A 22364-nucleotide genomic window follows, 5' to 3' on the forward strand; every position below is an offset into this window, starting at 1 on the left:
CCACGCCGGTCCAGCGCCCCGCCGCTCTGCCTCGCCGGGCTGCAGGCGTCGTCGTCAGGCCGCTTGGGTGAGTTCCGCGCGGCCGAAGAGGATCGCGTAGCCGGTGGGCAGCTGGGCGAGGACGCGGTCGAGCAGGGGCCGGCCGGCGAGTTCGGCGACGACGCCGAGGACGGAGCCGACGTCCCAGCGTGTGGTGGCGAGGCTGCCACCGGTGCGGGAGGCGAGGTCCTTGACGAAGGACCAGCCGGTGAGCGGCTCGGGTTCGGGGATCGAGGCGGCGAAGATCTCCGCGGCCTCCCGGGGAAGGCGGGCGGCGAGGTCGACTCGTTCGTCCCCGGTGAGCCGGCGGCCGAGTGCGGCGAGGACGGCGGTGACGACCTCCTCAGCCCTCTCCAGGCTGGGGTAGGCACCGTCGTGGCGGACCTGTTCCAGCATCTGGGCGAACGTCATGGTCGGCGTGGCGATCGTCGTGGGGACCGTCATGGGCTGCATCGGTGGGTGACGCCTTTCTCACGAACGGGGATGGTGTGCTGTGCCCCGGTGCCGGTGACGGCTCTGCGTGTCACCGGCGCCGAGGGCCGTATTCGGGGTCCGCGGTGTCCTGGGGCCGGCCGAAGAGCAGGTCGTAGCCCGGCGGGAGCTGGAGCAGGATGCCGCGTGTCAGCTCCTCGCCCGCCGCGTCGGCGGTCACGCTGAGCACGGCGCCGACGTCCCAGGCAGCGGTCTGTTCGGTCGCTCCTTCGATCCATGCGGCGGTGGCCCGCACGAACCGCTCCGCGGAGAGCGGTTCGGCGGCCTGCAGCGGGTTGAGGAGGATCAGGGCGAACGTTTCCGGGAGCCGTGCGGCCAGTTCGGCCCGTACGTCGCCGACGAGGTGGGCACCCAGCAGTGCCAGCACGGTGCGCGCTGCCCGGTCCGCCTCGGAACGCGTCGGGTATTCGCCGCGTTCCTGCACCTGGTCGAGGAATGCCTCCCGCAGCATGGTCACCACACGTCCTCCTTCCACTCGTCGGTGCGTTGCCCTCGCGGGGGCGGAGCACGGTGACCGGGAACGGACCGGCCCGTCCTTCGCCCCCGGGACGAGGAGTCGTGCCTCAGCCGGAGATCTGCTTGCGCGTCGAGCCCGTGCCGATGGAGACCTTGCGGGGCTTGGCACGCTCGGCGATCGGCACGCGCACGGTGAGCACACCTGCGTCGTAGTCCGCCCTGATGTGCTCGGTGTCGAGGGTGTCGGCCAGCATCACCTGGCGGGAGAAGACGCCCAGAGGACGCTCCGAGAGTTCCACCTGCACGTCGTCGCCCTTGGCGACCGGACGGCGTTCCGCCCTGACGGTCAGCATGTTCCGCTCGACGTCGATCTCGATCGCGTCCGGGTCGACACCCGGCAGGTCGAGAGCGATCACGTACTCGTCACCCTGACGGTAGGCGTCCATGGGCATCGCCGACGGACGTGACCACGTGCCCGTCCCGCCGAGGAGTTGCTGCGTGATCCGGTCCAGCTCACGGAAGGGATCGGTGCGCATCAGCATCGTGAAACACCTCCACTTCAGGCAGTCCCTGCTCATGCGCTGCTTCACCAAATTCTGTACCATGTCATCGGAACGATGACAAGCCCTGATGTCGTCCGAAGGGTGACGTGACGAAGCGGAGGTGACACATGACCGCGGACCAGCAGGAACCCGGTTCCCGGCCCGCGTCCTTCCTCGCCGCCTGGGCGGCGCTGACGGCGATCGAGGACGCGGTCCGCACCGCACAGGAACCGCAGCCCGGGCGGCAGCCCGGTGCCGAGGTCGGCTCCGAGGAGGCACTGGCCGCCCTCCTGCTCCTGCGGAAACTGCGTGATCAGCTCGCCGGCTGGGAGAGCGGACTGATCGAAACCGCCCGTGAGGCCGGCGCCAGTTGGGCGGACCTCGCCCACCCCCTCGGCGTGGCCAGCCGGCAGGCCGCCGAGCGTCGCTACCTGAGGCTGCGTCCGGGACCACCCGGCTCCACAGGCGAACAGCGGGTGCAGGCCACCCGCGACCGCCGCGCCGCCGACCGTGCCGTCACCTCCTGGGCCCGGGGCAACGCCGCCGACCTGCGCAGGCTGGCCGGAGAGATCAGCGCCCTCGCCGACCTGCCGTCCGGACCCCGCGCCTCCCTCGTACGGGCACTGGGCAGCGACGACGCCGCCCGTCTCATCGGGCCCCTGACGGACGCCCGCGACCACCTCACGGCGGACCACTCCGACCTGGCCGACCGCGTCGACACCCTGACCCGCCACACGGACCGCCTCCGCGGGGCCGACCCGAGCCGCAACGGGGACAGCGCACGCTGACGCACGCCGGGAAGGTTCCGCGTACCGCCCTCGCCCGGCCGGCGAAGACCGGGCCGGGTATCCGGGCGCGGTGCGAGGTATACACCGAGAATGCCGAGTTTGCGACGATCCGTCCGTTACGCTTCCCGGCGCGGCCGGCGGCGTTCGATCGCGGGTGCGCGGCGTGTGCTCTCCCCTCGAGGTGTGCTGACGCTGCACGACGTGGACGGAGCGTTCCTCTTCGCGGTGCGGGCCGCCCTGGCGACGGCGCTGGTCGCCCTGCCGGTCGCGCAGGCGGGACGTCCGGACCTCGCGGTCTACGCCATGCTGGGCTCCTTCACCACCACCTTCGGCCGGAATCTGCCCTACGCACGCCGCGCCCGCGTCCTCGCACTGGTCGCCGCGGCCATGACGGCGTGCGTGGGCTGCGGTTCGCTGCTCGCGGTGTGGGCCGGCCCGAAGCAGGGCGCGGGCGGCGCCGGCGTGGTGGTCGTGGCGACGGCGCTGGTCGCGGGGGTGGCGAAGTTCGTCTGCGATGCCACGAGGCTGAGCGGGCTCGGGGCGGTCCTGTTGCTGTTCTCGTTCGCGGTGGCGGCCAATGCCTCGCCGACGCTCGCCGACGTGCTCCCGTACACCGGCCTCGCGGCGGCGGGTGCGGCATGTGCCTGGGTGCTCGGGGTCTGCGGCCGGCTGGTCCATCCGGACCGGCCGCAACGCCTGGCGGTGGCCACAGCCCTGCGCAGACTGGCCGACCTGCTGGAGGCGTCCGCTGCCGGCACCGAGGTGCCCCGGCGGACCAGGCACGGGGCCACCGTTGCCGTACTCCACGCCTACCGCTGCCTCGGACAACCCCCACCGGAGCGCGCTCGCCGCCCCGGCGCCCGCCACGACGAGGTCTTCCTGCAGCTCACCGACCTGTCCTGGACCCTGCTGGTCCGCACGACACGGCAGGCACCCGACGACCTGGCCGACACCGCGCGGCGGCTGCGCCGGCTGGCCCGCATCCTCATGGACCGGCGCCGCCGGATTCCGCCCGAGCTGCGCGAGACGCCCCTCGTCCCCGGGGCGCCCTCACCGCTTCGGACGGCACAGCGGGACGGGCTTCACCATCCGACGCCCACGGCCGCGGCACAGAGCCCCACCGCCGCCCTGCGCGCCACCGAGTTGCTGATCGGCCGTCCGAACGGGCCCCGCCACCGGGCCGCGCTCGCCGTACCCGCCCTGCGGATGGCTCTGGGCACCGGTGCGGCGGGCGGCATCGCCGTGTTGCTGCACCTGCAGCACGGCTACTGGGCAGCGATCTCGGCCGCCGCCGTGCTGCACTCGGTCAACGTCCGCACCACCGCCCAGCGTGCCGTCCAGCGCACCCTCGGCACGCTCGTCGGCCTGCTGCTCGCCCTCGGCGTGCTGGCAGCGCACCCGGAGCCGATGACACTCGCGGTGGTGATCGTCGCCCTGGAGTTCCTGCTGGAGTACGTCGTGGCCCGCAACTACGCCCTGGGCGTCGTCTTCCTCACGCCCCTGGCACTGCTCCTGAGCGACCTGGCGGCTCCCGCACCGGCCGGAGAGCTCGTCCTCGACCGGGTGCTCGGCAGCGTCGTGGGCATCGCCGTGGGACTGCTCTGCGCGCTGCTCGTCGTCCACGACCAGGCCGCCCTGCGCGTGGAGCATGCCCTTGCCGCGTGCCGGGCAGCCACGGAGCAAGCCGAACGGTCCCTGGCCGGCCACGCCGGACCACCGCCCCCCGACCTCCAGGTACACCTGGCGGAGACCGCCGTCGAACTCCGCGAGGCGGACGACGCCGCGGCCGGCGAGCTGTGGCCGGCCGAGATCGACCCCGCCGAACTCGCGGCCGCGGAACAGCGCGCCTACGTCCTGCTCGACCGCCTGCACCACCGCGGCCCTGCGTCCTGACCCACGGGTCGCCGCGTCGTCGCACCGGACGGCCCGACCGGACAGGATCGGGTGCCTTGCGCCCGGCCGGTGGAAAAAACGCTCAGGAGCGGGCGATTCCGATTGAAGAGCCGGCCTTCGGGGAACCGACCGTAGCGTCCCGTGACTCACATGGCGCCCCGCCGACGCGGCGGTGACACTGAGGACAGCAGCGCCTGACGACGGGTGGAGCCATGCAGACAGTGGAAGAGACGATCGAGGTCGCGGTGCCGGTCAGTACCGCCTACAACCAGTGGACGCAGTTCAAGAGCTTCCCCCGGTTCGCGTCCGTGGTGAAGAGGGTCGAGCAGATCCGCCCCAACCTCACCCATTGGGTGATCGGGTTCGGTCCGGTACGGCACGAGTTCAACGCGGAGATCGTGGAGCAGGAGCCCGACTCGCTCGTGGCGTGGCGCAGCCTTGACCGGCGATCCCGCCACGGGGGCGAGGTGTCGTTCCGCGCTACCGCACCGGACCGCACCGCGATCGTCGTACGACTGCGATTCGAGCCCCACGGAGTCGGGGGGCGCCTTGCCCGTTCCACCGGCTTCACCCGTCGTGTGATCCGAACCGAACTCGGTCACTTCAAGGAATACATCGAGGGGCTGGGTCAGGAGTCCGGTACCTGGCGGGGCGTCATCCGCAACGGTCACGTCCTGCCTTCGGAGCCGGAACCACCCAGAAGCCGAGTTGCCCACTGGCCCGTCGGCTGATCCACCGGCCCGGGAGCAAGAGAGCGAGACACGCCCGATGAAGCAGCCACCGAGCGAAGAGCCGGACGAGTCACTCACCGTGGCTCCACCCAAGAAGTGGGCGGCGGGAGTGCCCGCGGTGACCCATGCCCTGCAGTACTCACTCGAGGAGACGTCGGTCCTGCGAACCGGCCGCACCCTGCTGACCATGAACCAGGTGGACGGCATCGACTGCCCCGGCTGCGCCTGGGCGGACCCCGCTCCCGGGCACCGGCACCGCAACGAGTACTGCGAGAACGGCGCCAAGCACATCAACGACGAGGCGACCACACGGCGCATCACGGCGGACTTCTTCCGCAGACACCCCGTCTCGGAACTGGGCCGGCGGTCCGATCTGTGGCTCAACCAGCAGGGCCGGCTCACCGAACCGATGGTCAAGCGGCCCGACTCGGATCATTACGAGCCCATCAGCTGGCACGACGCCATGGGGCTGATCTCCGAGGAGCTGAAGGCTCTGGACTCCCCCGACGAGGCGGTCTTCTACACCTCCGGGCGGGTCAGCAACGAGGCCGCGTTCGTCCTGCAGCTGTTCGCCAGGGCCTTCGGCACCAACAACCTGCCCGACTGCAGCAACATGTGCCACGAGTCGAGCGGCTTCGCACTGCACGAGACGCTGGGCACCGGCAAGGGGACCGTCAGCCTGGAAGATCTGTACCACGCCGACCTGATCTTCCTGGTGGGGCAGAATCCCGGAACCAACCATCCCCGGCAGCTGTCCGCGCTGGAGCGCGCGAAGGCCAACGGCGCCCGCATCATCGCGGTGAACACCCTGCCGGAGGCCGGGCTGATGCGGTTCAAGAATCCGCAGGAGATCCGCGGGGTGCTCGGGCGCGGCGTCCAGATCGCCGACCGGTTCCTGCACATCCGCAGCGGCGGCGACCTCGCGTTGTTCCAGGCCCTGAACCGGCTTCTGCTCGAGGCGGAGGACGCCCGGCCGGGCACGGTACTCGCCCACGACTTCATCCGCGCCAACACCAGCGGCTTCGAGGAGTTCGCACGGCACGCCCGCACCCTCGCCTGGGAGCACGTCCTCGCCGCGACCGGACTCACCCGGGACGAGATCGAGAACGTCCGCGACGAGGTCCTGCGCAGCCGACGCGTCATCGTCTGCTGGGCCATGGGTGTGACCCAGCAACGGCACGCGGTCCCCACCATCAGGGAGATCGTCAACTTCCTGCTGCTGCGCGGGAACCTCGGCAGGGCCGGAGCCGGGGCCTGCCCGGTGCGCGGGCACAGCAACGTGCAGGGCGACCGCACCATGGGCATCTGGGAGCAGATGCCCGACTCCTTCCTCGACGCGCTGCAGCGGGAGTTCGGTTTCGACCCGCCCCGCGCCCACGGACTCGATTCGGTGGACTCCATCAAGGCCATGCGCGAGGGCCGCATCAAGGTCTTCCTCGGTGTCGCCGGCAACTTCGTCCGGGCCGCCCCCGACAGTGCCGTCACCGAGGACGCCATGCGCCAGTGCCGTCTGACGGCCCACATCTCCACCAAGCTCAACCGGTCCCATACGGTCTGCGGCCGGACGGCGCTGATCCTGCCGACCCTGGGCCGCACCGAACGGGACTTCCAGGCCACCGGTGAGCAGTTCGTCACCGTGGAGAACTCGATGAGCGAGGTGCACACCTCCCGCGGGCGCCTCGAGCCGGCGTCCAAGGTCCTGCTCAGCGAGGTCGCCATCCTGTGCCGGCTGGCCCGCCGGACCCTCGACGGCAGGACGGGGATTCCCTGGGACACGTTCGAAGCCGATTACGGGGCCATCCGCGACCGGATCTCCCGGATCGTGCCGGGACTGCACGACTTCAACCGTCGTGTGATCCGTGCCGGCGGAATCAGGCTGCCCAACCCCGTCAACGAAGGGGTGTACCCCACTCCCGTCGGCAAGGCCCTGTTCACCTGCAACGCCTGGGAGATGTCGCACGCCCCGGAGGGACACCTGCTGCTGCAGACCCTGCGCTCCCACGATCAGTGGAACACCATCCCGTACACGGAGAACGACCGCTACCGGGGCATCCACGGCAGCCGCCGAGTGGTCCTGGTGAACCCGCGGGACGTGTCCCGGCTCGGTCTGGCCGAGGGGCAGCGTGTCGACCTGGTGAGCGTGTGGAGCGACGGCGCGGAACGCCGCACCGAGGGCTTCGAGGTGGTCCCCTACCCGACGACCCCCGGCTGCGCCGCCGCGTACTACCCCGAGACCAACGTCCTGCTGCCGCTGGACAGCGTGGCCGAGACCAGCAACCAGCCGACCGCGAAGGGCATCGTCGTACGGCTGGAGCCGACGGTCATGAGCACGGTGTGAGGGCCGGCCGGACGGGTGCGCGGGCGGTCACCGCCCGGGGACGTCGAGGACCTCCACGGGATCCCCGGCGGACACGCCGCCGGGCGGGACCACCGCGAGACCGTCGGCGTACGCCAGTCCCCGCAGCATCGCCGGCCCGTCGAACGGCAGCGGCGTCGCCCCGTGGTCCGTGCGGAGCACGGGCAGCAGCCGTGTGTCCCGTGGGTGGCCGGACAGTGCTGCGGCGGCGACCGTCGTGCGCGGCGTCCCGGCCAGGTGCCCGCCCAGGCGTCGCAGCAGGGGGATCATCAAGGTCACCGTGCCGGCCACGGCGGCCAGCGGGTTGCCGGGCAGGCCGACGAGCCGACGGGGCCGGCCGTCGGCAGCGGGCGGCAACTCGGCCAGCAGCATGGGATGGCCGGGCCGTACGGCGACGGAGTCCACCAGCAGTCGGGCGCCCACCTCGTCGAGGGCGTCGTGCAGGAAGTCCACCGGTCCGGCGGCGGTGCTGCCCGTGGTGACCACGACATCGGCCGAGGAGCGGCGCACGGCCTCCCGCAGCAGGTCCGGGTCGTCCGCCACCATGCGGCGGCCGGTCACATCGGCGCCGCAACCGCGCAGCCACGGCGGCAGCAGCGGCCCGAGCGCGTCCCGGACCCGCCCGTCGCGAGGCGGGCCGTGCTCCAGCAACTCGTCGCCGAGAACGAGGAGTTCCACGGCCGGGCGGCGGTGCACGGCCAGCCGGTCGTATCCGGCCGCTGCCGCCAGCCCCAGCACGGCCGGGGTGACCGTGGTGCCGGAGGGGAGCAGTGGCTCGCCCGAGCGGCACTCCCGGCCGCGCGGCCGGATGTCCCGGCCCGGAACCAGGGGGCCCGGACCGACGGAGCGGTCGTGCAGCACGCCGCTCCGCTCCTCTGCCTGGCCGTGCTCCCGGCGCAGTACGGCCGTCGCACCGACCGGGAGTCGGGCGCCGGTGGCGATCGGCACGGCGGTGCCCTCGCTCAGCGGCTCGGACGGGCCGCCGGCCAGTATCCGGCCGCCCCGTAGCCGCCACGGCGCCGGTCCTGCCACGGCCCAGCCGTCCATCGCGGACGTGTCGAACGGCGGGAGGTCGGTGAGCGCGGCCAGCGGTTCGGCGAGGGCATGACCGAGCGCCTCGGTGAGGTCGCGGGTGACGACGGACAGCGGGCCGGCGGCGCCGCGGGCGACCGATCGGGCCCGTTCCCATGCCATGGCGGGGTCCGGCCCGCCGTCTGCGGCCCGGGCCTCCCGCTGTCGCGCGCCGCCCTCGGATGTCGTTCGTGCCCCTGTCATTCGGTTCCCCATCCGTCGTCCCGTCCGGCCGGGGCCGGCACCTCGCGGTTCGCCTCGGCTGCCGCGGCAGTCCGTGCACACGTCCCGTTCACCCGTCCTCGGTTCCCGTTCCCGCTCCCGGACGCCACCGCGCCGGTCCTCGCCGGGCCGTCCCCGGCCCGTCAGCCGCCGATCGCCGACATCGGGCGTTCCGGGCGGCGGAAACCGGAGCTGTCGATGGCGTGGCCGGCCCCTTTGCCCGCTACAGAGGTCCGCCAGGCGGCCTCCAGTACCGCGTCGTCGGCGCCGCGGCGGAGCAGGGCCCGCAGGTCGGACTCCTCGGTGGCGAAGAGGCAGTTGCGCAACTGCCCGTCCGCGGTGAGCCGCACCCGGTCGCAGCCGCCGCAGAACGGGCGGGTGACACTGGCGATGACACCCACGACCGTCCGGGTACCTGCGATCCGCCACTCCTCGGCCGGCGCGTGGCCCCGGTGTCCGACCGGGACCAGGTCGAAGCGCTCACCGAGTCGGTCCAGGACCTCGGCGGCGGTGACCATCCGGTCGCGGTCCCAGGCACCTTGGGCGTCCAGCGGCATCGACTCGATGAACCGCATCCGGTAGCCGTGCTCGGCGGCGAACGCGGCCAGGTCGGCGATCTCGTCGTCGTTGACCCCCCGTACCGGGACCGCGTTGACCTTGACGGGGACCAGGCCCGCGGCGCGGGCGGCCGACAGTCCGTCCAGCACGTCGCCGATCCGGTCGCGCCGGGTGATCGCGGCGTACCGTTCCGGGCGCAGTGTGTCCAGGCTGACGTTGACCCGGGTCAGTCCGGCCTCGCGCAGGGCGGCGGCGCTGCGCGCCAGGCCGATGCCGTTGGTGGTGAGCGACAGTTCAGGTGCCGGGTCCAGGGACGAGAGGCGGGCGACGAGCCCGGTCAGACCGCGGCGCAGCAACGGCTCGCCGCCGGTCAGCCTGACCTCGGTGATCCCCAGGCGCCGGGTGCCGATGCGGACCAGACGCACGATCTCGTCGTCGGTGAGCAGTTCCGCGCGGGGCAGCCAGTCCATTCCTTCGGCAGGCATGCAGTACGTGCAGCGCAGATTGCACCTGTCGGTGAGAGAGACCCTCAGGTCCGTGTGGACACGGCCGAACCCGTCCACCAGCGGGGCCATGGGCGTGCCGACCGTTTCTTCCCGAACCGCCATCGCGCGATCGTCTCCCTGCGGACACCGAATTACTCACCTGCCGAGCAGCATCGACGAATTCCATGGGGCGAGTCAAAAAGGCGTTTCCGATGGTGTGATCGGCGCAGGTTATGACCCGGGTGACGAGGGATCCCGAGCTGATAGGCGACAGTTGTCAGGTCATCGGGGAAGCCTTTTTGACTTCCCGTCGCAGATGGGCGAAAGATTTTCCCGCACCGGAGCCGGATATTCACGGAAACGGCTCACGAGGAATTCCGGCCCACGTTCACGGATCGCGAAGCGGGGAAGCACGCCGCGCCTTGGCGCACGGCAGAGAGGCAGACCAGACATGAGCAGTATCGAGGACCCCGTCGACGACCTCTCGGTCACTCCGCCCAAGACCTGGGCGACGGGCCTGCCCGCCGTGACGCACGCGCTGGAGTACTCCCTGGGCCAGACCTCCCTGCGGCGCACCGCGCTGACACTTCTGAACATCAACCAGGCCAAGGGCATCGACTGCCCGGGCTGTGCCTGGCCCGAGCCCGCACCGGGCAAGCGGCACAGGAACGAGTACTGCGAGAACGGTGCCAAGCACATCAACGACGAGGCCACCTCGCGGCGGGTCACCCGGGACTTCTTCCGCGAGCACTCGATCGCCGAGCTGGACCGCAGGTCCGACTACTGGCTCAACCAGCAGGGCCGGCTCACCGAGCCGATGGTCAAGCGGCCCGGCGCGAGCCATTACGAGCCGATCGGCTGGGACGAGGCACTCGAACTGCTCGCCCGGGAACTCGGCGGTCTGGACTCCCCCGACGAGGCGCTCTTCTACGTCTCCGGCCGGCTGAACAACGAGGCCGCCTTCCTCCTGCAGCTCTTCGCCCGCGCGTACGGCACCAACAACCTGCCGGACTGCTCCAACCTGTGCCACGAGTCCAGCGGACGCGCGTTGCAGGAGACGCTGGGCATCGGCAAGGGCAGTGTCTCGCTGGACGACATCCACGACGCCGACCTCGTCTTCGTCGTCGGGCAGAACCCGGGCACCAACCACCCCCGGATGCTGTCGGCGCTGGAGGAGACCAAGCGGAACGGCGGACAGGTCGTCGCGGTCAACACACTCCCCGAGGCGGGGCTGATGCGCTTCAAGCACCCGCAGAAGCCCCGTGGGCTGCTCGGTCGCGGCACGCCGATCGCCGACCAGTTCCTGCACATACGCGCCGGCGGCGACCTCGCTCTGTTCCAGGCCCTGAACCGGCTGCTGCTGGAGGCCGAGGACGCCGCGCCCGGCACCGTACTGGACCACGCGTTCATCGACGGCTTCACCACCGGCTTCGAGGCGTTCGCCGCGCAGGCAGCCAAGACGTCCTGGGACGACGTGCTGACCGCCACCGGGCTGTCCCGCGAGGAGATGGAACGCGTACACGCCCGGGTCCTGCGCAGCGAGAAGATCATCGTGTGCTGGGCGATGGGACTGACCCAGCACAAGCACGGTGTGCCCACCATCCGCGAAGTCGTCAACTTCCTGATGCTGCGCGGCAACATCGGCAAGCCGGGTGCAGGGGTGTGCCCGGTGCGCGGCCACAGCAACGTCCAGGGCGACCGCACCATGGGCGTATGGGAGCAGATGCCGCAGGAGTTCCTCGACTCCCTGGAACGCGAGTTCGGTTTCACCCCGCCCACCCGTCACGGCCTGGACGCGGTGAACGGCATCCGGGCGATGCACGAAGGCCGCGCCAAGGTCTTCCTCGGCGTTGCGGGCAACTTCGTACGGGCCACACCCGACAGCGCGGTGACCGAGGAGGCGATGCGCAGGTGCCGGCTCACCGCCCACATCTCCACCAAGCTCAACCGCTCCCACACCGTCTGCGGCGACACCGCGCTGATCCTTCCCACGCTGGGCCGCAGCGACCGCGACATCCAGGCCACGGGCGAGCAGTTCATCACGGTCGAGGACTCGATGAGCGACGTGCACGCCTCCCGGGGCAAGCTGCCACCGGCCTCCCCGCACCTCCTCAGCGAGGTCGCGATCATCAGCCGGCTGGCGCGCAGGACCCTCGGGGAGACGCCGTCCCTGCCCTGGGAGGAGTTCGAGGCGGACTACGGCACCATCCGTGACCGGATCTCCCGCGTCGTACCGGGCTTCGAGGACTTCAACGCCCGCGTGGCCCGGCCGGGCGGCTTCACGCTGCCCAACCCGGTCAACCGGAGGGTCTTCCCCACTCCGAGCGGCAAGGCCGTCTTCACCTGCAACGAGTTCACGATGCCACACGTCCCCGAGGGGCATCTGCTGCTGCAGACCCTGCGCTCGCACGACCAGTGGAACACCGTCTGGTACGCCCCGAACGACCGCTACCGCGGCATCCACAACGCCCGCCGGGTCGTGCTCGTCAATCCCGCCGACCTGGAAGCCCTCCACATCGCCGACGGTGACGAGGTGGACCTGGTGAGCGTATGGCACGACGGGAGGGAGCGCCGGGCGGAGAACTTCCGGGTCGTCGGCTACCCCACCAGTCGCGGCTCCGCGGCGTCCTACTACCCCGAGACCAACGTCCTGGTCCCGCTGGACAGCGTCGCCGACATCAGCAACTGCCCCACCTCCAAAGGGGTCGTGGTCCGCCTGGAAGCCGCCCGCAACCCCAGTTGAGCCGGACGTCGGCCCTCCCGGGGCACCGGCGTCGGGCGCCGCGTCCGGAAAGGAAACAGTCCCGCATGCCCTCATCCCCCGCCGCGCTCCGCCGGCTTCCGGCGGCGGCTGCGGTGAGCACTGCCGGATGGGGCGCGAACCAGTTCACCCGCTCGCAGTCGTGTACCGGACGGAGCAGCACTGGCCCGCCGTCCCGGTCGCCGCCATGTTCACCATGTACCTCCTGGGACTGCTGCCCGGCCTGCTGCTCGGCGGACCGGCCGCCGACCGGCTGGGAAGACGTCGTGTGGTACGGCCCGCGCTGGCGTTGTCCGCCGCGGCCAGCGCCCTGCTGGCGGCGGCGACCGTGTCCGAGAGCGCGGTGTACGTCAGCCGTCTGGCCACCGGGGCAGCCGCCGGGTTGGTCCTGACCGCGGGCACCACCTGGGTGCGCGAGCTGTCCGCGCAGCCGGCCGCCGGCGCCCGCCTCGCGACATACGCCACGGCTGGCGGATTCGCCGCCGGAGCCCTGACGGCCGGTGTCCTGGCCGAGTGGCTGCCGCACCCGACGGTGCTGCCCTGTCTCGTTCATTCACTGCTCGCCGTGCTGGTCCTCGCCGCGACACGCCGTGTTCCGGAGACCGCGCCGTCACGGCGCGGCGCCTGGGTGGAACCGTTCTCGGCGGGCCTGTACCGAGCGGCCGTCAGCCACCCGCGCTTCGTGCGGGTGGTGCTTCCGGCGAGCCCGGCGGTCTTCACCGCCTCCACGGTGGCGTACGTCGTACTGCCCCCCTTGGTGGCCGACCGGGTCCCGGACCACGCGCCGGTGTTCAGCGGCCTGGTGACGGCGCTGACGCTCGCCGTGGGCATCGCCGTGCAGCCCCTGGCGGACCGGCTGGACCACGCCCACAGCGCACGTGCGACGCTCACCGCGATGGTCGCCGTGATCGGCGGACTGCTGGTGAGTGCCGGCGCGGCGTACCTGGACTCGGCACGTCTGGTCCTGACCGCGGCGGTCCTCCTGGGTGCCGGGTACGGCCTCACCCTGTCCTCGGGGCTGCGGGAGATCGAGCGACTGGCGCCGCCGAAGGCCCGCCCCTCGGCCGCGTCCCTCTACCACGGCGCCGCCTACAGCGGCTTCCTCACGCCGCTCCTGCTCGCCGTCACGGCCGGGGCTGCTTCCTATCCGGCCCTGCTGACCGGCCTCGCGGCCGTGGGCCTGCTGTGCCTGGTGTTCACGGCACGGTTCAGCCGACGCCATCTCCCCGACGGCGGCGCGATGTGCCGGGCCGTGGAACCAGGACGATCGCGCAACACCGTCGGAGCACCGCTCCGAGGAGAGGAGTCGACACCATGGGACGAGTGACCGTACGACGGCGGGTGCTGCGGGTCCGGGAGGGTCTGGCGTCACCTCGTCCGGACACCCTGGCCGCCGAGGAGCCGATGGAGATCCGGGTCGGCGGGCGCCCGCTCACCGTGACCATGCGCACTCCGGGCGACGACTTCGACCTCGCGGCCGGGTTCCTGGTGAGCGAAGGGGTGGTGCACGACGCCGACGCCGTGGCGGGAATCCGCTACTGTGCGGGCGCCACGGCCGACGGCGGCAACACCTACAACGTGGTGGACGTCGTCCTGAGCCGGGGCGTGGCCGCTCCCGGCCCGTCACTGGAGCGGAACTTCTACACCACGTCCTCGTGCGGGCTGTGCGGCAAGGCGAGCCTGGACGCGGTGCGCACGCAGGCGGCGTGGTCCGTCGCCGAGGACCCGCTGCGTATCGGCCCGGAGACGCTCGCGGCCCTCCCCGACCGTCTGCGGGCGGCCCAACGGGTGTTCGACAGCACCGGCGGGCTGCACGCCGCCGGGCTCTTCTCGGCCGACGGGGAGCTGCTGTGCCTGCGGGAGGACGTCGGCCGGCACAACGCCGTGGACAAGGTCGTGGGCCATGCCCTGCGATCGGGGCTGCTGCCGCTGCGCGAGACGGTGCTGATGGTGAGCGGCCGGGCTTCGTTCGAGCTGGTGCAGAAGGCGGTGATGGCCGGCATCCCCGTACTGGCGGCCGTCTCCGCACCGTCCTCGCTCGCGGTCGACCTGGCCGCGGAGAGCGGACTGACCCTCATCGGGTTCCTGCGCGGCGCCTCGATGAACGTCTACACCGGCGCCGAGCGCGTGCAGCCGCTGCCCGCGGCCTGAGCCGTCCCGTCGAGGCCCCACCGGGCGTGCGGCGCCGCGCGGCCCCGACTGGCGTTCCGTGGAGCTGTCCGGTACACCCATGGAGTGCTGTTCCGTCAACTCGAGTACCTGGTGGCCCTCTCCCGGGAGCGCCATTTCGCTCGTGCCGCCCAGACCTGCTACGTCTCCCAGCCCGCGCTCTCCGAAGCGATCCGCAAGCTGGAGGAGGAGCTGGACGTACCGCTCGTCCGGCGTGGCCGCAAGTACGAGGGCCTCACGCCCGAGGGCGAACGCATCGTGGTCTGGGCGCAGCGGATCCTGGCCGACCGCGACGCCCTCAAGAACGAGGTCGGCGCCCTGCGCACGGGGCTCAGCGGCAGGATGCGCGTCGGGGCGGTCCCGACCGCGTCGGGTGCCGTCTCTCTGCTGACCGGACCGTTCTGCGCGGCGCACCCGCTGGTCACCGTGGAGGTCAAGGCGGACCTCCAGTCGGAGGACATCCTGCGGCAGTTGCAGAACTTCGAGATCGACGCCGGAGTCACGTACCTGCACAAGGGCCTGTCGGAGGGCTTCCAGGCGGTGGCGCTGTACGAGGAGCGGTACGTGCTGCTGACCACCGCCGCCGACGGCCTGGCCCGTCCGGCGACGGCGACCTGGGCGGAGGCGGCACGACTGCCGCTGTGCCTGCTGACCGAGGCCATGCAGGGGCGGCGGGTGCTGGACGAGGTGTTCGCGGAGGTGGGGGTGCGCCCGTCGCCGCGGGTCGAGACCGATTCGGTGGCGGCCCTGTTCGCCCACGTCCGGACGGGCCGGTGGGCGAGCATCGTGCCGCGGACGTGGCTGCACGTCTTCGGCGTTCCGCACGGCATGCGGGCGGTGCCGCTGACCGAGCCGGCCCGGACGGTGCCGGTCGGGCTGGTGACCACGACCAGGGAACCCGGATCGGTCATGGCCCGTGCACTGACGGACATCGCCCGGCGGACCGACATCGCCGCCGCCCTCGAACGCCTCCCCGGGGAGCCCGCTCCCCAGGCGTGATTCCTCGCCGCCGTGGCGCACCAGGGTGGGGCCGTCTCGTCCCGGAGGGACGGGCTCGCGCGAGCCGAGGGGTTCCGGCGGCGCTTCAGGACCGCGTCGCTCCGGTACGGCGGGCGGCCACCAGGCCGAGTATGCCGATGACGACAAGCGGCCAGCCGCCCGTGACGGGGAAGTAGACGACGCACAGGGGCACGCCGAGGCCCAGCAGGTACCACCCGATCTGCGCGGGCAGGTGGCCGGTGGTGCGCACGAGGTGCCGGGCCAGCGTGCCCAGGGCAAGCAGCGCGACACCGGCCACCATCCACCAGATGCTGAACTCGCGGGCGAAGTAGTCCTCGGCGCCCGTGTCCACGGCGCTGCGGAAGAAGCCGTCACGGACGATGGCGCCTCAGGCGTGGGGCTGGGCGAAGGCCCAGGCGAAGTGGAGCAGCGCGGTGGCGATGATCAGCCGCGGGACCCATCGGGCCAAGGTGTTCACGGGGTGTCCTCCCACTCGTACGCGTCGTGCGGATCGTGCGGGGCCAGGCGCAGGGCCAGGGCGTAGCTGTCGCGCAGGTCGGACGTGGGGACGGGCGGGACGACCTGCTGGGCGCCGACGAGGACCAGGTAGAGCAGCCGGGCCATCGACTCGACGTCGACCTCCGGGCCGCCGAGTTCGCGCAAGAGGGTGCGCAGGTAGTCGATGCGCGACCGGTCCACCCGTTCCTGAAGTGCGTGTGCCTCGGGATCCTGCAGGGCCCAGGACCGCATGGCGATCTCGACGCCCTCACTGCCGCTCTTGTCTTCGAGGACGAGTCCGAGCAGGCGCCGGAGCCTGCGCCGGGCAGAGGCGCCGACGCGTTCCGTGTCGGCGATGAAGCGGCTGGTGTGCTCTGCCTCGAAGTGTGCGAGCAGGTCGGTCTTGAAGCCCGCTGTGCCCTTGAAGTGGTGGTGGAAGGAGCCCTAGGTCAGGTCGAGTTCGCTGCACAGCCGCTCGATGGTCAGGGCCCGCGCGCCGTCCTGTCGCAGCACGGCGAGTCCGGCCTCCAGCCAGTCCCGTTCGCTCGCCACGGCCCGACCGTACGATACGGAATGGTATGGCGCCGTGTCACAGCGGAGGACCGGCGTTGACCAGCGGCTTCCGCGTTCGGTAACAAATTGACTTTGCGTCACCTTTACTGTTGTCTGCCGCTTGCACAGTCCGTGTGACCTGGGGGGTCAATTCCAATGAACCGCATCAGCCGCTCCATCGCCGCCGCGCTCTTCGCGGGCGGTCTCGTCCTCGGGCTCGGCGCCTGCTCGGACGTCGCCGACGAGGCCGCCAAGCAGGTCGAGGACGAGGTGGTCGAGGAGGTCGACAAGCAGCTCAACGAGGAGTATCAGGTCACCTACGAGGTGACCGGCGCCAAGGCCGACTCCATCGAGTTCAACGCGGGCGGCGGCGACGCGGCGGACCCGAAGCTCGAGACGGTGAAGAACCCCACGCTGCCGTGGAAGAAGACGGTGACGCTGCGGGGCATCGAGGCGCCGACCGTGCTGCCGGTGGCGCTGGACGTCAGCGAGGGCGGCTCCGACGGCCTCACCTGCAAGATCGTGTACAAGGGGAAGACCCTCGCCGAGGAGTCCGACGCGGGCGTCGTCTCCGCCGCCGGCTGTGTCGCCGTCTCGCCGATCGCCGGCTGAGCGGGACGGACCGTGAGGTCCCGGGGTGGGCCGGCCACCACGGGACCTCACCGTGCGCCGATCGGCGTACCTACAGCGTGCGTTCCATGCGGTCGGCCACCAGCTTCACGAACCGTGCCGGCTCCTTCGGCCGGCCGCCTTCGGAGAGAACCGCCAGAGCGTGGAGCAGTTCCGCGGTCTCGGTGAGCTCCGTGCGGTCCTCGCGTTCCGTGTAGGCCCGGTTCAGGGTCTTCACCAGCTGGTGCTCCGGGTTGAGTTCCAGGATCCGCTTGGACCGGGGCACCTCCTGACCCATCGCCCGGTACATGTTCTCCAGCGCGGGCGTGAGGTCGTGCGCGTCGGAGACGACACAGGCCGGCGAGACCGTGAGGCGGGACGACAGGCGGACCTCCTTGACGTCCTCGCCCAGGTGCTCCGTCATCCAGCCGAGCAGCCCGGCGTACTCCTCGCTCTGCCGCTCCTTCTCGGCGCCGTCCTTCCCGTCCTCCTCGCCGCCGAGGTCGATCTCGCCCTTGGCCACCGACCGCAGCCGTTTGCCCTCGTACTCCCCGACCGCGTCGACCCACACCTCGTCCACGGGGTCGGTGAGCAGCAGGACCTCCACGCCCTTGGCCCGGAACGCCTCCATGTGCGGGGAGTTCTCGATGGCCTGCCGGGACTCGCCCGTCATGAAGTAGATGCCGTCCTGCCCGTCCTTCATCCGCTCCACGTACTTCGCCAGCGTGGTCGGCTCCTCGGCGTCCCGTGTGCTCGCGAAGGAGGCGACGGCGAGGATCGCGTCGCGGTTCTCGGAGTCGGTCACCAGCCCTTCCTTCAGGACCGGGCCGAACTCCCGCCAGAACGTGGTGTAGCGCTCCGGCGCCGACGACATCAGGTCCTTCACCGTCGACAGGACCTTCTTCGTCAGGCGGCGCCGCATCATGCGGATGTGCCGGTCCTGCTGGAGGATCTCGCGGGAGACGTTGAGCGAGAGGTCCTGCGCGTCGACCACACCCTTGACGAAGCGGAGGTAGGGCGGCAGCAGTTCCTCGCAGTCGTCCATGATGAAGACGCGCTTCACGTAGAGCTGTACGCCCCGCTGGTACCCCTGGGTGAACAGGTCGTGCGGGGCATGGGCGGGCACGAAGAGCAGGGCCTGGTACTCGAAGGCGCCCTCCGCCTGCAGCCGGATCGTCTCCAGCGGTTCGCGCCAGTCGTGGCTGATGTGCTTGTACAGCTCGTGGTACTCGTCGTCGGACACCTCGTCGCGCGGACGCGCCCACAGGGCCTTCATCGAGTTCAGCGTCTCCGCCTCACCGGAGTCGCCGTCGTCGCCCGCCTCGGGGACCAGGCGGATCGGCCAGGTGATGAAGTCCGAGTACCGCTTGACGATCTCCTTCACCTTCCAGGCGGAGGTGTAGTCGTGGAGCTGGTTCTCGGAATCCGCCGGCTTCAGGTGAAGGGTGACCGAGGTTCCCTGCGGCGCCTCGTCGACCTTCTCCAGCGTGTACGTGCCCTCGCCCCGCGATGTCCAGCGGGTGCCCTGGGTCTCGCCGGCGCGCCGGGTCACCAGGGTGACTTCGTCCGCCACCATGAAGCCCGAGTAGAAGCCGACCCCGAACTGGCCGATGAGCCCGTCGGCCCCTGCGGCGTCCTTGGTCTCTCGCAGTTCCTGCAGGAACTTGGCCGTGCCCGAGTTGGCGATGGTGCCGATGAGCTGGGTGACCTCGTCGTACGACATCCCGATGCCGTTGTCCCGGACCGTGAGGGTACGGGCCTCCTTGTCGATGTCGATCTCGATGTGCAGGTCGGTCACGTCGACGTCGGGAGCTTCGTCCCGCAGGGCGGCGAGGCGCAGCTTGTCCAGCGCGTCGGAGGCGTTGGAGACGAGCTCGCGCAGGAAGACGTCCTTGTTCGAGTAGACCGAGTGGATCATCAACTGCAGGAGCTGACGCGCCTCTACCTGGAACTCAAACGTTTCGCTCGGCATGGTTGGTGTGTACCTCACAGGTCGCAGTGGTCTGCACTGGTGGAGGTCACTCTAGAACAGCCCCGGCTCCTCGACAGGTTCTGTCGGGCTCCCGGTGCATGCAGGTGAGAGGGCCGCAAGCGGGTTCACCGCACCCCGGATCCGGGGGCTGGGCGCAGTGATCCGGTGCCGGGATCCTGGCAGGGCCGTCGGCACGGGGACCGACCGGTCCGTGCCGGCCGGGTCACGACCAGGGGGAACACCCATGCCTCGCACGCACCGCGACGCTCACCGGTGCGCTCGCGAGCATGCGGCGTCCCGTCAACCGGAGCCGTTCGAGCGGCAGTTGGATCTGCTCGTCGATCGGGACGGGGTGCCGGGTGCGCTCGCGTACGACGGCAGGCTGACGCGTACCGCAGGCGTCTCGGACCTGCGGTCGGGCCGGCCGAAGGTCGACGAGCGGGGCCGGTTCAGGCCGTCCGGCAGCACCGAGGCGTTCACCGCGGCCGCCGTGATGCCCCTGATGACGGACGGACGGGTCCGGAGGATCTCAACTCCTTCTGGGACGTACTGTTCGGCGGGCGGCTCCTGCCCGGCCGGGCGGTGCACCGGATGACCCGAGACCCGTCGTGGGGAGCCGCGACGTGTACCCGGCGGGCAGCCGCCACGGCTACGGCGTCGTCTCCGTCCCGCTCAGCTGCGGCGGCCTCTACTGGGCCACGGCGGTGATCTGCCCGGCGACTCGGTCGGCGCACAGGGCCGCGCGGCCGGGGCACCGTGACCCGGGCGGCGGAGGGCGCCGGCCCCGTCTCCAGGGGGCGGTGGACGCGGCCCTGTGCGCCGAGGGCCGTTGAGCGCTGCCGTCGACCGGCGGGCCGGACGACCGACAGGACTTGCAGAGGTTTTCTGCAAGTCCTTGCCACGGTGGCGGCCGGCTGTTTGACTCGGCTGCCGACGACGGCCCGGGAGGACCCCATGAGCACCGACATCGACGTCCTCGTCCTGGGCGGCGCGGGAGTGGACACGATCGTCCACGTCCCCGAACTGCCGCTGCCGTTCGCCGACAGCCACATGATCCGGCCCGGGATCAAGACCCGCGCGGGCCAGAGCGGCGACTTCGTGGCGCTCGGACTGACCGCCCTGGGACTGCGCGCCCACCATCTCGACATGATCGGCGACGACCACGAGGGCGACCTGGTCCGCGCCCTCCACCGCGACCGGGGCGTCCCCCTCACCGCGGTGCCTCAGCCGGCGGGCACCAAGCGCGCGGTCAACCTCGTCGGGCCCGACGGACGGCGCCTGTCCCTGTACGACGCGACGCGCTCCGGCGAGTCCGACCGGTTCCCCGAGGCGACGGTGCGGGAGCTCGCCGCCGCGAGCCGGCACGCGCACGTCGTGATCACCCAACCGTGCGCGCACGCCCTGCCCCTGCTGCGGGAGGCCGGGGTCACCCTCTCGACCGACCTCCACGACTGGGACGGCGTCGACCCCTATCACGAGCCGTTCGCCCTGGCGGCCGACGTCGTCTTCCTCTCCACCACCGCGCTGGCCGACACCGAGCGCACCATGCGCGAGATCGCCGCGCGCGGTCGCGCCCGGATCGTCGTCGCCACCGCCGGCGCCGAAGGCGCGTACCTGCTGACCGACGACGCGGTGACGCACGTACCCGCCGTCGATCCCCCGGCTCCGGTCGTGGACTCCAACGGCGCGGGCGACGCCTTCGCCTCGGCCTTCCTGCTCGGCTGGCTGAACGGAGAGGATCCGCAGCGCTGCGCCCGCTACGGATCCGTCGCCGGGGCCCACGCGTGCACCGTGCCCTCCACCCGCACGGAGGCCATCGGCCGGTCCGAACTGCTCGCCCGGGCGGCGGAGTCGGAATCCGCAGCCCTGGCCCTCGCGGCACCGGAGGAGGACTCCTCGCCGGTCACGCCGTAGCGGCGTTCCCCACCACGTTTCAAGAAGTCGGGTCACCGATGTTGACTCGGTGTCAGGACGGGTGCAAATTACCTAACGGTAGAACCGATCGGTAACCCCACAACCGGTACGTCACGGTCGCCGGCGAGCGCGCCCCTCCCCCGGGGCGCGACCGTCGGCCGCTTCCCCACCTGAGCCGCCGCACTCTCACAGAGCAGCACGCACCCCGGGCACCGCCATGCCCGCTCCCCCCGTGCCACTTCCCGAGAAGAGAGAGCACATGCCGAAGCATGCCGTGCGCCATGTCATGACCGCGACAGCAGCCGCCGTTGGCGCGCTCGCCCTCGGCCTCACCGCCACCACCGCACACGCCACCACGACCCTGGACTACGTCGCTCTCGGCGACAGCTACAGCGCCGGCTCGGGAGTCCTGCCCGTGGACACCTCCAACCTGCTGTGTCTGCGCTCCACGGCGAACTACCCCAACGTCATCGCCTCCAGAACGGGCGCCCACCTCAAGGACGTCACCTGCGGCGCCGCCCAGACGAAACACTTCACTCAGGCCCAGTACCCGGGAGTCGCCCCCCAGCTGAACGCGCTCGGCGCGGACACCGACCTGGTGACGCTGACCATCGGCGGCAATGACAACAACACGTTCATCAACGCCATCCTCGCCTGCGGCTCCGCGGGCGTTCTCAGCGGCGGAAAGGGCAGCCCCTGCAAGGACAAGCACGGCAGCTCCTTCGACGACCGGATAGCCGCGAACACCTATCCCGCCCTCAAGGCCGCCCTTCAGAACGTGCGCGCCAAGGCTCCCCATGCGCGTGTCGCCGCCTTGGGCTACCCGTGGATCGTGCCGGCCACCGCCGACCCGTCCTGCTTCGCGAAGCTGCCGATCGCCTCCGGCGACGTGCCCTACCTGCGGGGCATCCAGGCGCACCTGAACGCCGTCGTCGAGCGCGCCGCCGAGGAGACCGGTGCGGTCTACGTGGACTTCTCGCAGGCGTCGGACGGCCACGACGCCTGCAAGGCCGCCGGCACCCGGTGGATCGAGCCGCTCCTCTTCGGCCACAGCGTCGTCCCCGTCCACCCCAACGCCCTCGGGGAGAAGCGCATGGCCGAGCACACCATGAGCGTCCTCGGCCTGAGCTGACGCCTCGGCAGACCGCTCGGGCCGTCGTCGACGGCGGTGACGTGCGGGAGAGAGGCCCGTGGACGCCAGGAGACGCCCCGCCGCCTCGGCGACGGGGCGTCACGTCCGCTCCGTGCGGAGCGGTT

19 protein-coding genes are annotated in these 22364 nt (G+C 71.4%); 11 read left to right on the forward strand and 8 right to left on the reverse strand.

Annotation, left to right across the window (positions count from 1 at the left end; translation table 11 throughout):
* Positions 1–54 precede the first annotated feature (54 nt).
* The 3 genes from IE260_RS30190 to IE260_RS30200 form a co-directional block, all read right to left on the reverse strand.
* On the reverse strand, positions 55–492 hold the full coding sequence (locus IE260_RS30190) for a DUF2267 domain-containing protein (protein ID WP_189877581.1): 438 nt from the start codon (positions 490–492) through the stop codon (positions 55–57).
* Between the two features lie 70 nt (positions 493–562).
* Entirely contained in the window at positions 563–982 is a 420-nt protein-coding gene (locus IE260_RS30195) for a DUF2267 domain-containing protein (RefSeq protein ID WP_189877696.1), read from the reverse strand.
* 112 nt (positions 983–1094) lie between these two features.
* A complete protein-coding gene (locus IE260_RS30200; RefSeq protein ID WP_189877698.1) occupies positions 1095–1529 on the reverse strand; it encodes an Hsp20/alpha crystallin family protein in 435 nt (144 codons plus the stop codon).
* Positions 1530–1657: 128 nt separating this feature from the next.
* Here IE260_RS30200 and IE260_RS30205 point away from each other — a divergent pair, with 128 nt between their 5' ends.
* The 4 genes from IE260_RS30205 (at position 1658) to IE260_RS30220 (ending at position 7279) form a co-directional block, all read left to right on the forward strand.
* On the forward strand, positions 1658–2317 hold the full coding sequence (locus IE260_RS30205; RefSeq protein WP_189877583.1) for a type III effector protein: 660 nt from the start codon (positions 1658–1660) through the stop codon (positions 2315–2317).
* A 90-nt stretch (positions 2318–2407) separates the two neighbouring features.
* Complete coding sequence (locus tag IE260_RS30210; protein WP_189877584.1) at positions 2408–4210, forward strand: FUSC family protein; 1803 nt, start codon at positions 2408–2410, stop codon at positions 4208–4210.
* A 212-nt stretch (positions 4211–4422) separates the two neighbouring features.
* Complete coding sequence (locus IE260_RS30215; protein WP_189877587.1) at positions 4423–4941, forward strand: SRPBCC family protein; 519 nt, start codon at positions 4423–4425, stop codon at positions 4939–4941.
* 37 nt (positions 4942–4978) lie between these two features.
* The gene (locus tag IE260_RS30220) at positions 4979–7279 is read left to right on the forward strand and encodes an FdhF/YdeP family oxidoreductase (protein ID WP_189877589.1); all 2301 of its coding nucleotides are present in this window, start codon (positions 4979–4981) and stop codon (positions 7277–7279) included.
* Positions 7280–7306: 27 nt separating this feature from the next.
* Here the strand turns inward: IE260_RS30220 and IE260_RS30225 are convergent, their stop codons facing one another.
* Positions 7307–8491: a molybdopterin molybdotransferase MoeA gene (locus IE260_RS30225; protein WP_189877591.1), complete on the reverse strand. Its 1185-nt coding sequence runs from the start codon at positions 8489–8491 to the stop codon at positions 7307–7309.
* A gap of 242 nt (positions 8492–8733) precedes the next feature.
* Entirely contained in the window at positions 8734–9756 is a 1023-nt protein-coding gene (gene moaA, locus IE260_RS30230; protein ID WP_229881445.1) for a GTP 3',8-cyclase MoaA, read from the reverse strand.
* 328 nt (positions 9757–10084) lie between these two features.
* On the opposite strand from moaA, the gene IE260_RS30235 reads away from it, so the two are divergent.
* The 4 genes from IE260_RS30235 to IE260_RS30250 all read left to right on the forward strand — a co-directional run bounded on the left by IE260_RS30235 (position 10085) and on the right by IE260_RS30250 (position 15562).
* Complete coding sequence (locus IE260_RS30235) at positions 10085–12376, forward strand: FdhF/YdeP family oxidoreductase (RefSeq protein WP_189877593.1); 2292 nt, start codon at positions 10085–10087, stop codon at positions 12374–12376.
* 160 nt (positions 12377–12536) lie between these two features.
* Entirely contained in the window at positions 12537–13721 is a 1185-nt protein-coding gene (locus tag IE260_RS30240) for an MFS transporter (RefSeq protein ID WP_229881448.1), read from the forward strand.
* Positions 13709–14545, forward strand: a complete 837-nt coding sequence (fdhD, locus tag IE260_RS30245; RefSeq protein ID WP_189877595.1) for a formate dehydrogenase accessory sulfurtransferase FdhD — start codon at positions 13709–13711, stop codon at positions 14543–14545. Before IE260_RS30240 ends, fdhD begins: the two co-directional genes overlap by 13 nt.
* A gap of 84 nt (positions 14546–14629) precedes the next feature.
* Positions 14630–15562 carry a LysR family transcriptional regulator gene (locus tag IE260_RS30250; protein WP_189877598.1) on the forward strand — a complete coding sequence of 311 codons (933 nt, stop codon included), beginning with the start codon at positions 14630–14632 and terminating at the stop codon, positions 15560–15562.
* An 85-nt stretch (positions 15563–15647) separates the two neighbouring features.
* Here IE260_RS30250 and IE260_RS30255 read toward each other — a convergent pair whose 3' ends face one another.
* Both IE260_RS30255 and IE260_RS30260 read right to left on the reverse strand, forming a co-directional pair.
* On the reverse strand, positions 15648–15944 hold the full coding sequence (locus tag IE260_RS30255) for a DUF6463 family protein (RefSeq protein WP_268254952.1): 297 nt from the start codon (positions 15942–15944) through the stop codon (positions 15648–15650).
* A 92-nt stretch (positions 15945–16036) separates the two neighbouring features.
* Entirely contained in the window at positions 16037–16312 is a 276-nt protein-coding gene (locus IE260_RS30260; RefSeq protein ID WP_189877602.1) for a hypothetical protein, read from the reverse strand.
* Positions 16313–16768: 456 nt separating this feature from the next.
* On the opposite strand from IE260_RS30260, the gene IE260_RS30265 reads away from it, so the two are divergent.
* Positions 16769–17224 (forward strand): MmpS family transport accessory protein, encoded by a 456-nt coding sequence (locus IE260_RS30265; RefSeq protein ID WP_189877604.1) that lies wholly within the window; start codon positions 16769–16771, stop codon positions 17222–17224.
* Positions 17225–17294: 70 nt separating this feature from the next.
* Here IE260_RS30265 and htpG read toward each other — a convergent pair whose 3' ends face one another.
* Positions 17295–19193 (reverse strand): molecular chaperone HtpG, encoded by a 1899-nt coding sequence (gene htpG, locus IE260_RS30270; RefSeq protein ID WP_189877606.1) that lies wholly within the window; start codon positions 19191–19193, stop codon positions 17295–17297.
* Positions 19194–20147: 954 nt separating this feature from the next.
* Here htpG and IE260_RS30275 point away from each other — a divergent pair.
* Both IE260_RS30275 and IE260_RS30280 read left to right on the forward strand, forming a co-directional pair.
* Positions 20148–21107, forward strand: a complete 960-nt coding sequence (locus IE260_RS30275; protein ID WP_189877608.1) for an adenosine kinase — start codon at positions 20148–20150, stop codon at positions 21105–21107.
* Positions 21108–21366: 259 nt separating this feature from the next.
* Positions 21367–22239, forward strand: a complete 873-nt coding sequence (locus IE260_RS30280) for an SGNH/GDSL hydrolase family protein (RefSeq protein WP_189877610.1) — start codon at positions 21367–21369, stop codon at positions 22237–22239.
* Positions 22240–22364 lie beyond the last annotated feature (125 nt).

Source organism: Streptomyces viridiviolaceus (genome assembly GCF_014650995.1).
GTDB classification, from domain to species: Bacteria; Actinomycetota; Actinomycetes; order Streptomycetales; family Streptomycetaceae; genus Streptomyces; species Streptomyces viridiviolaceus.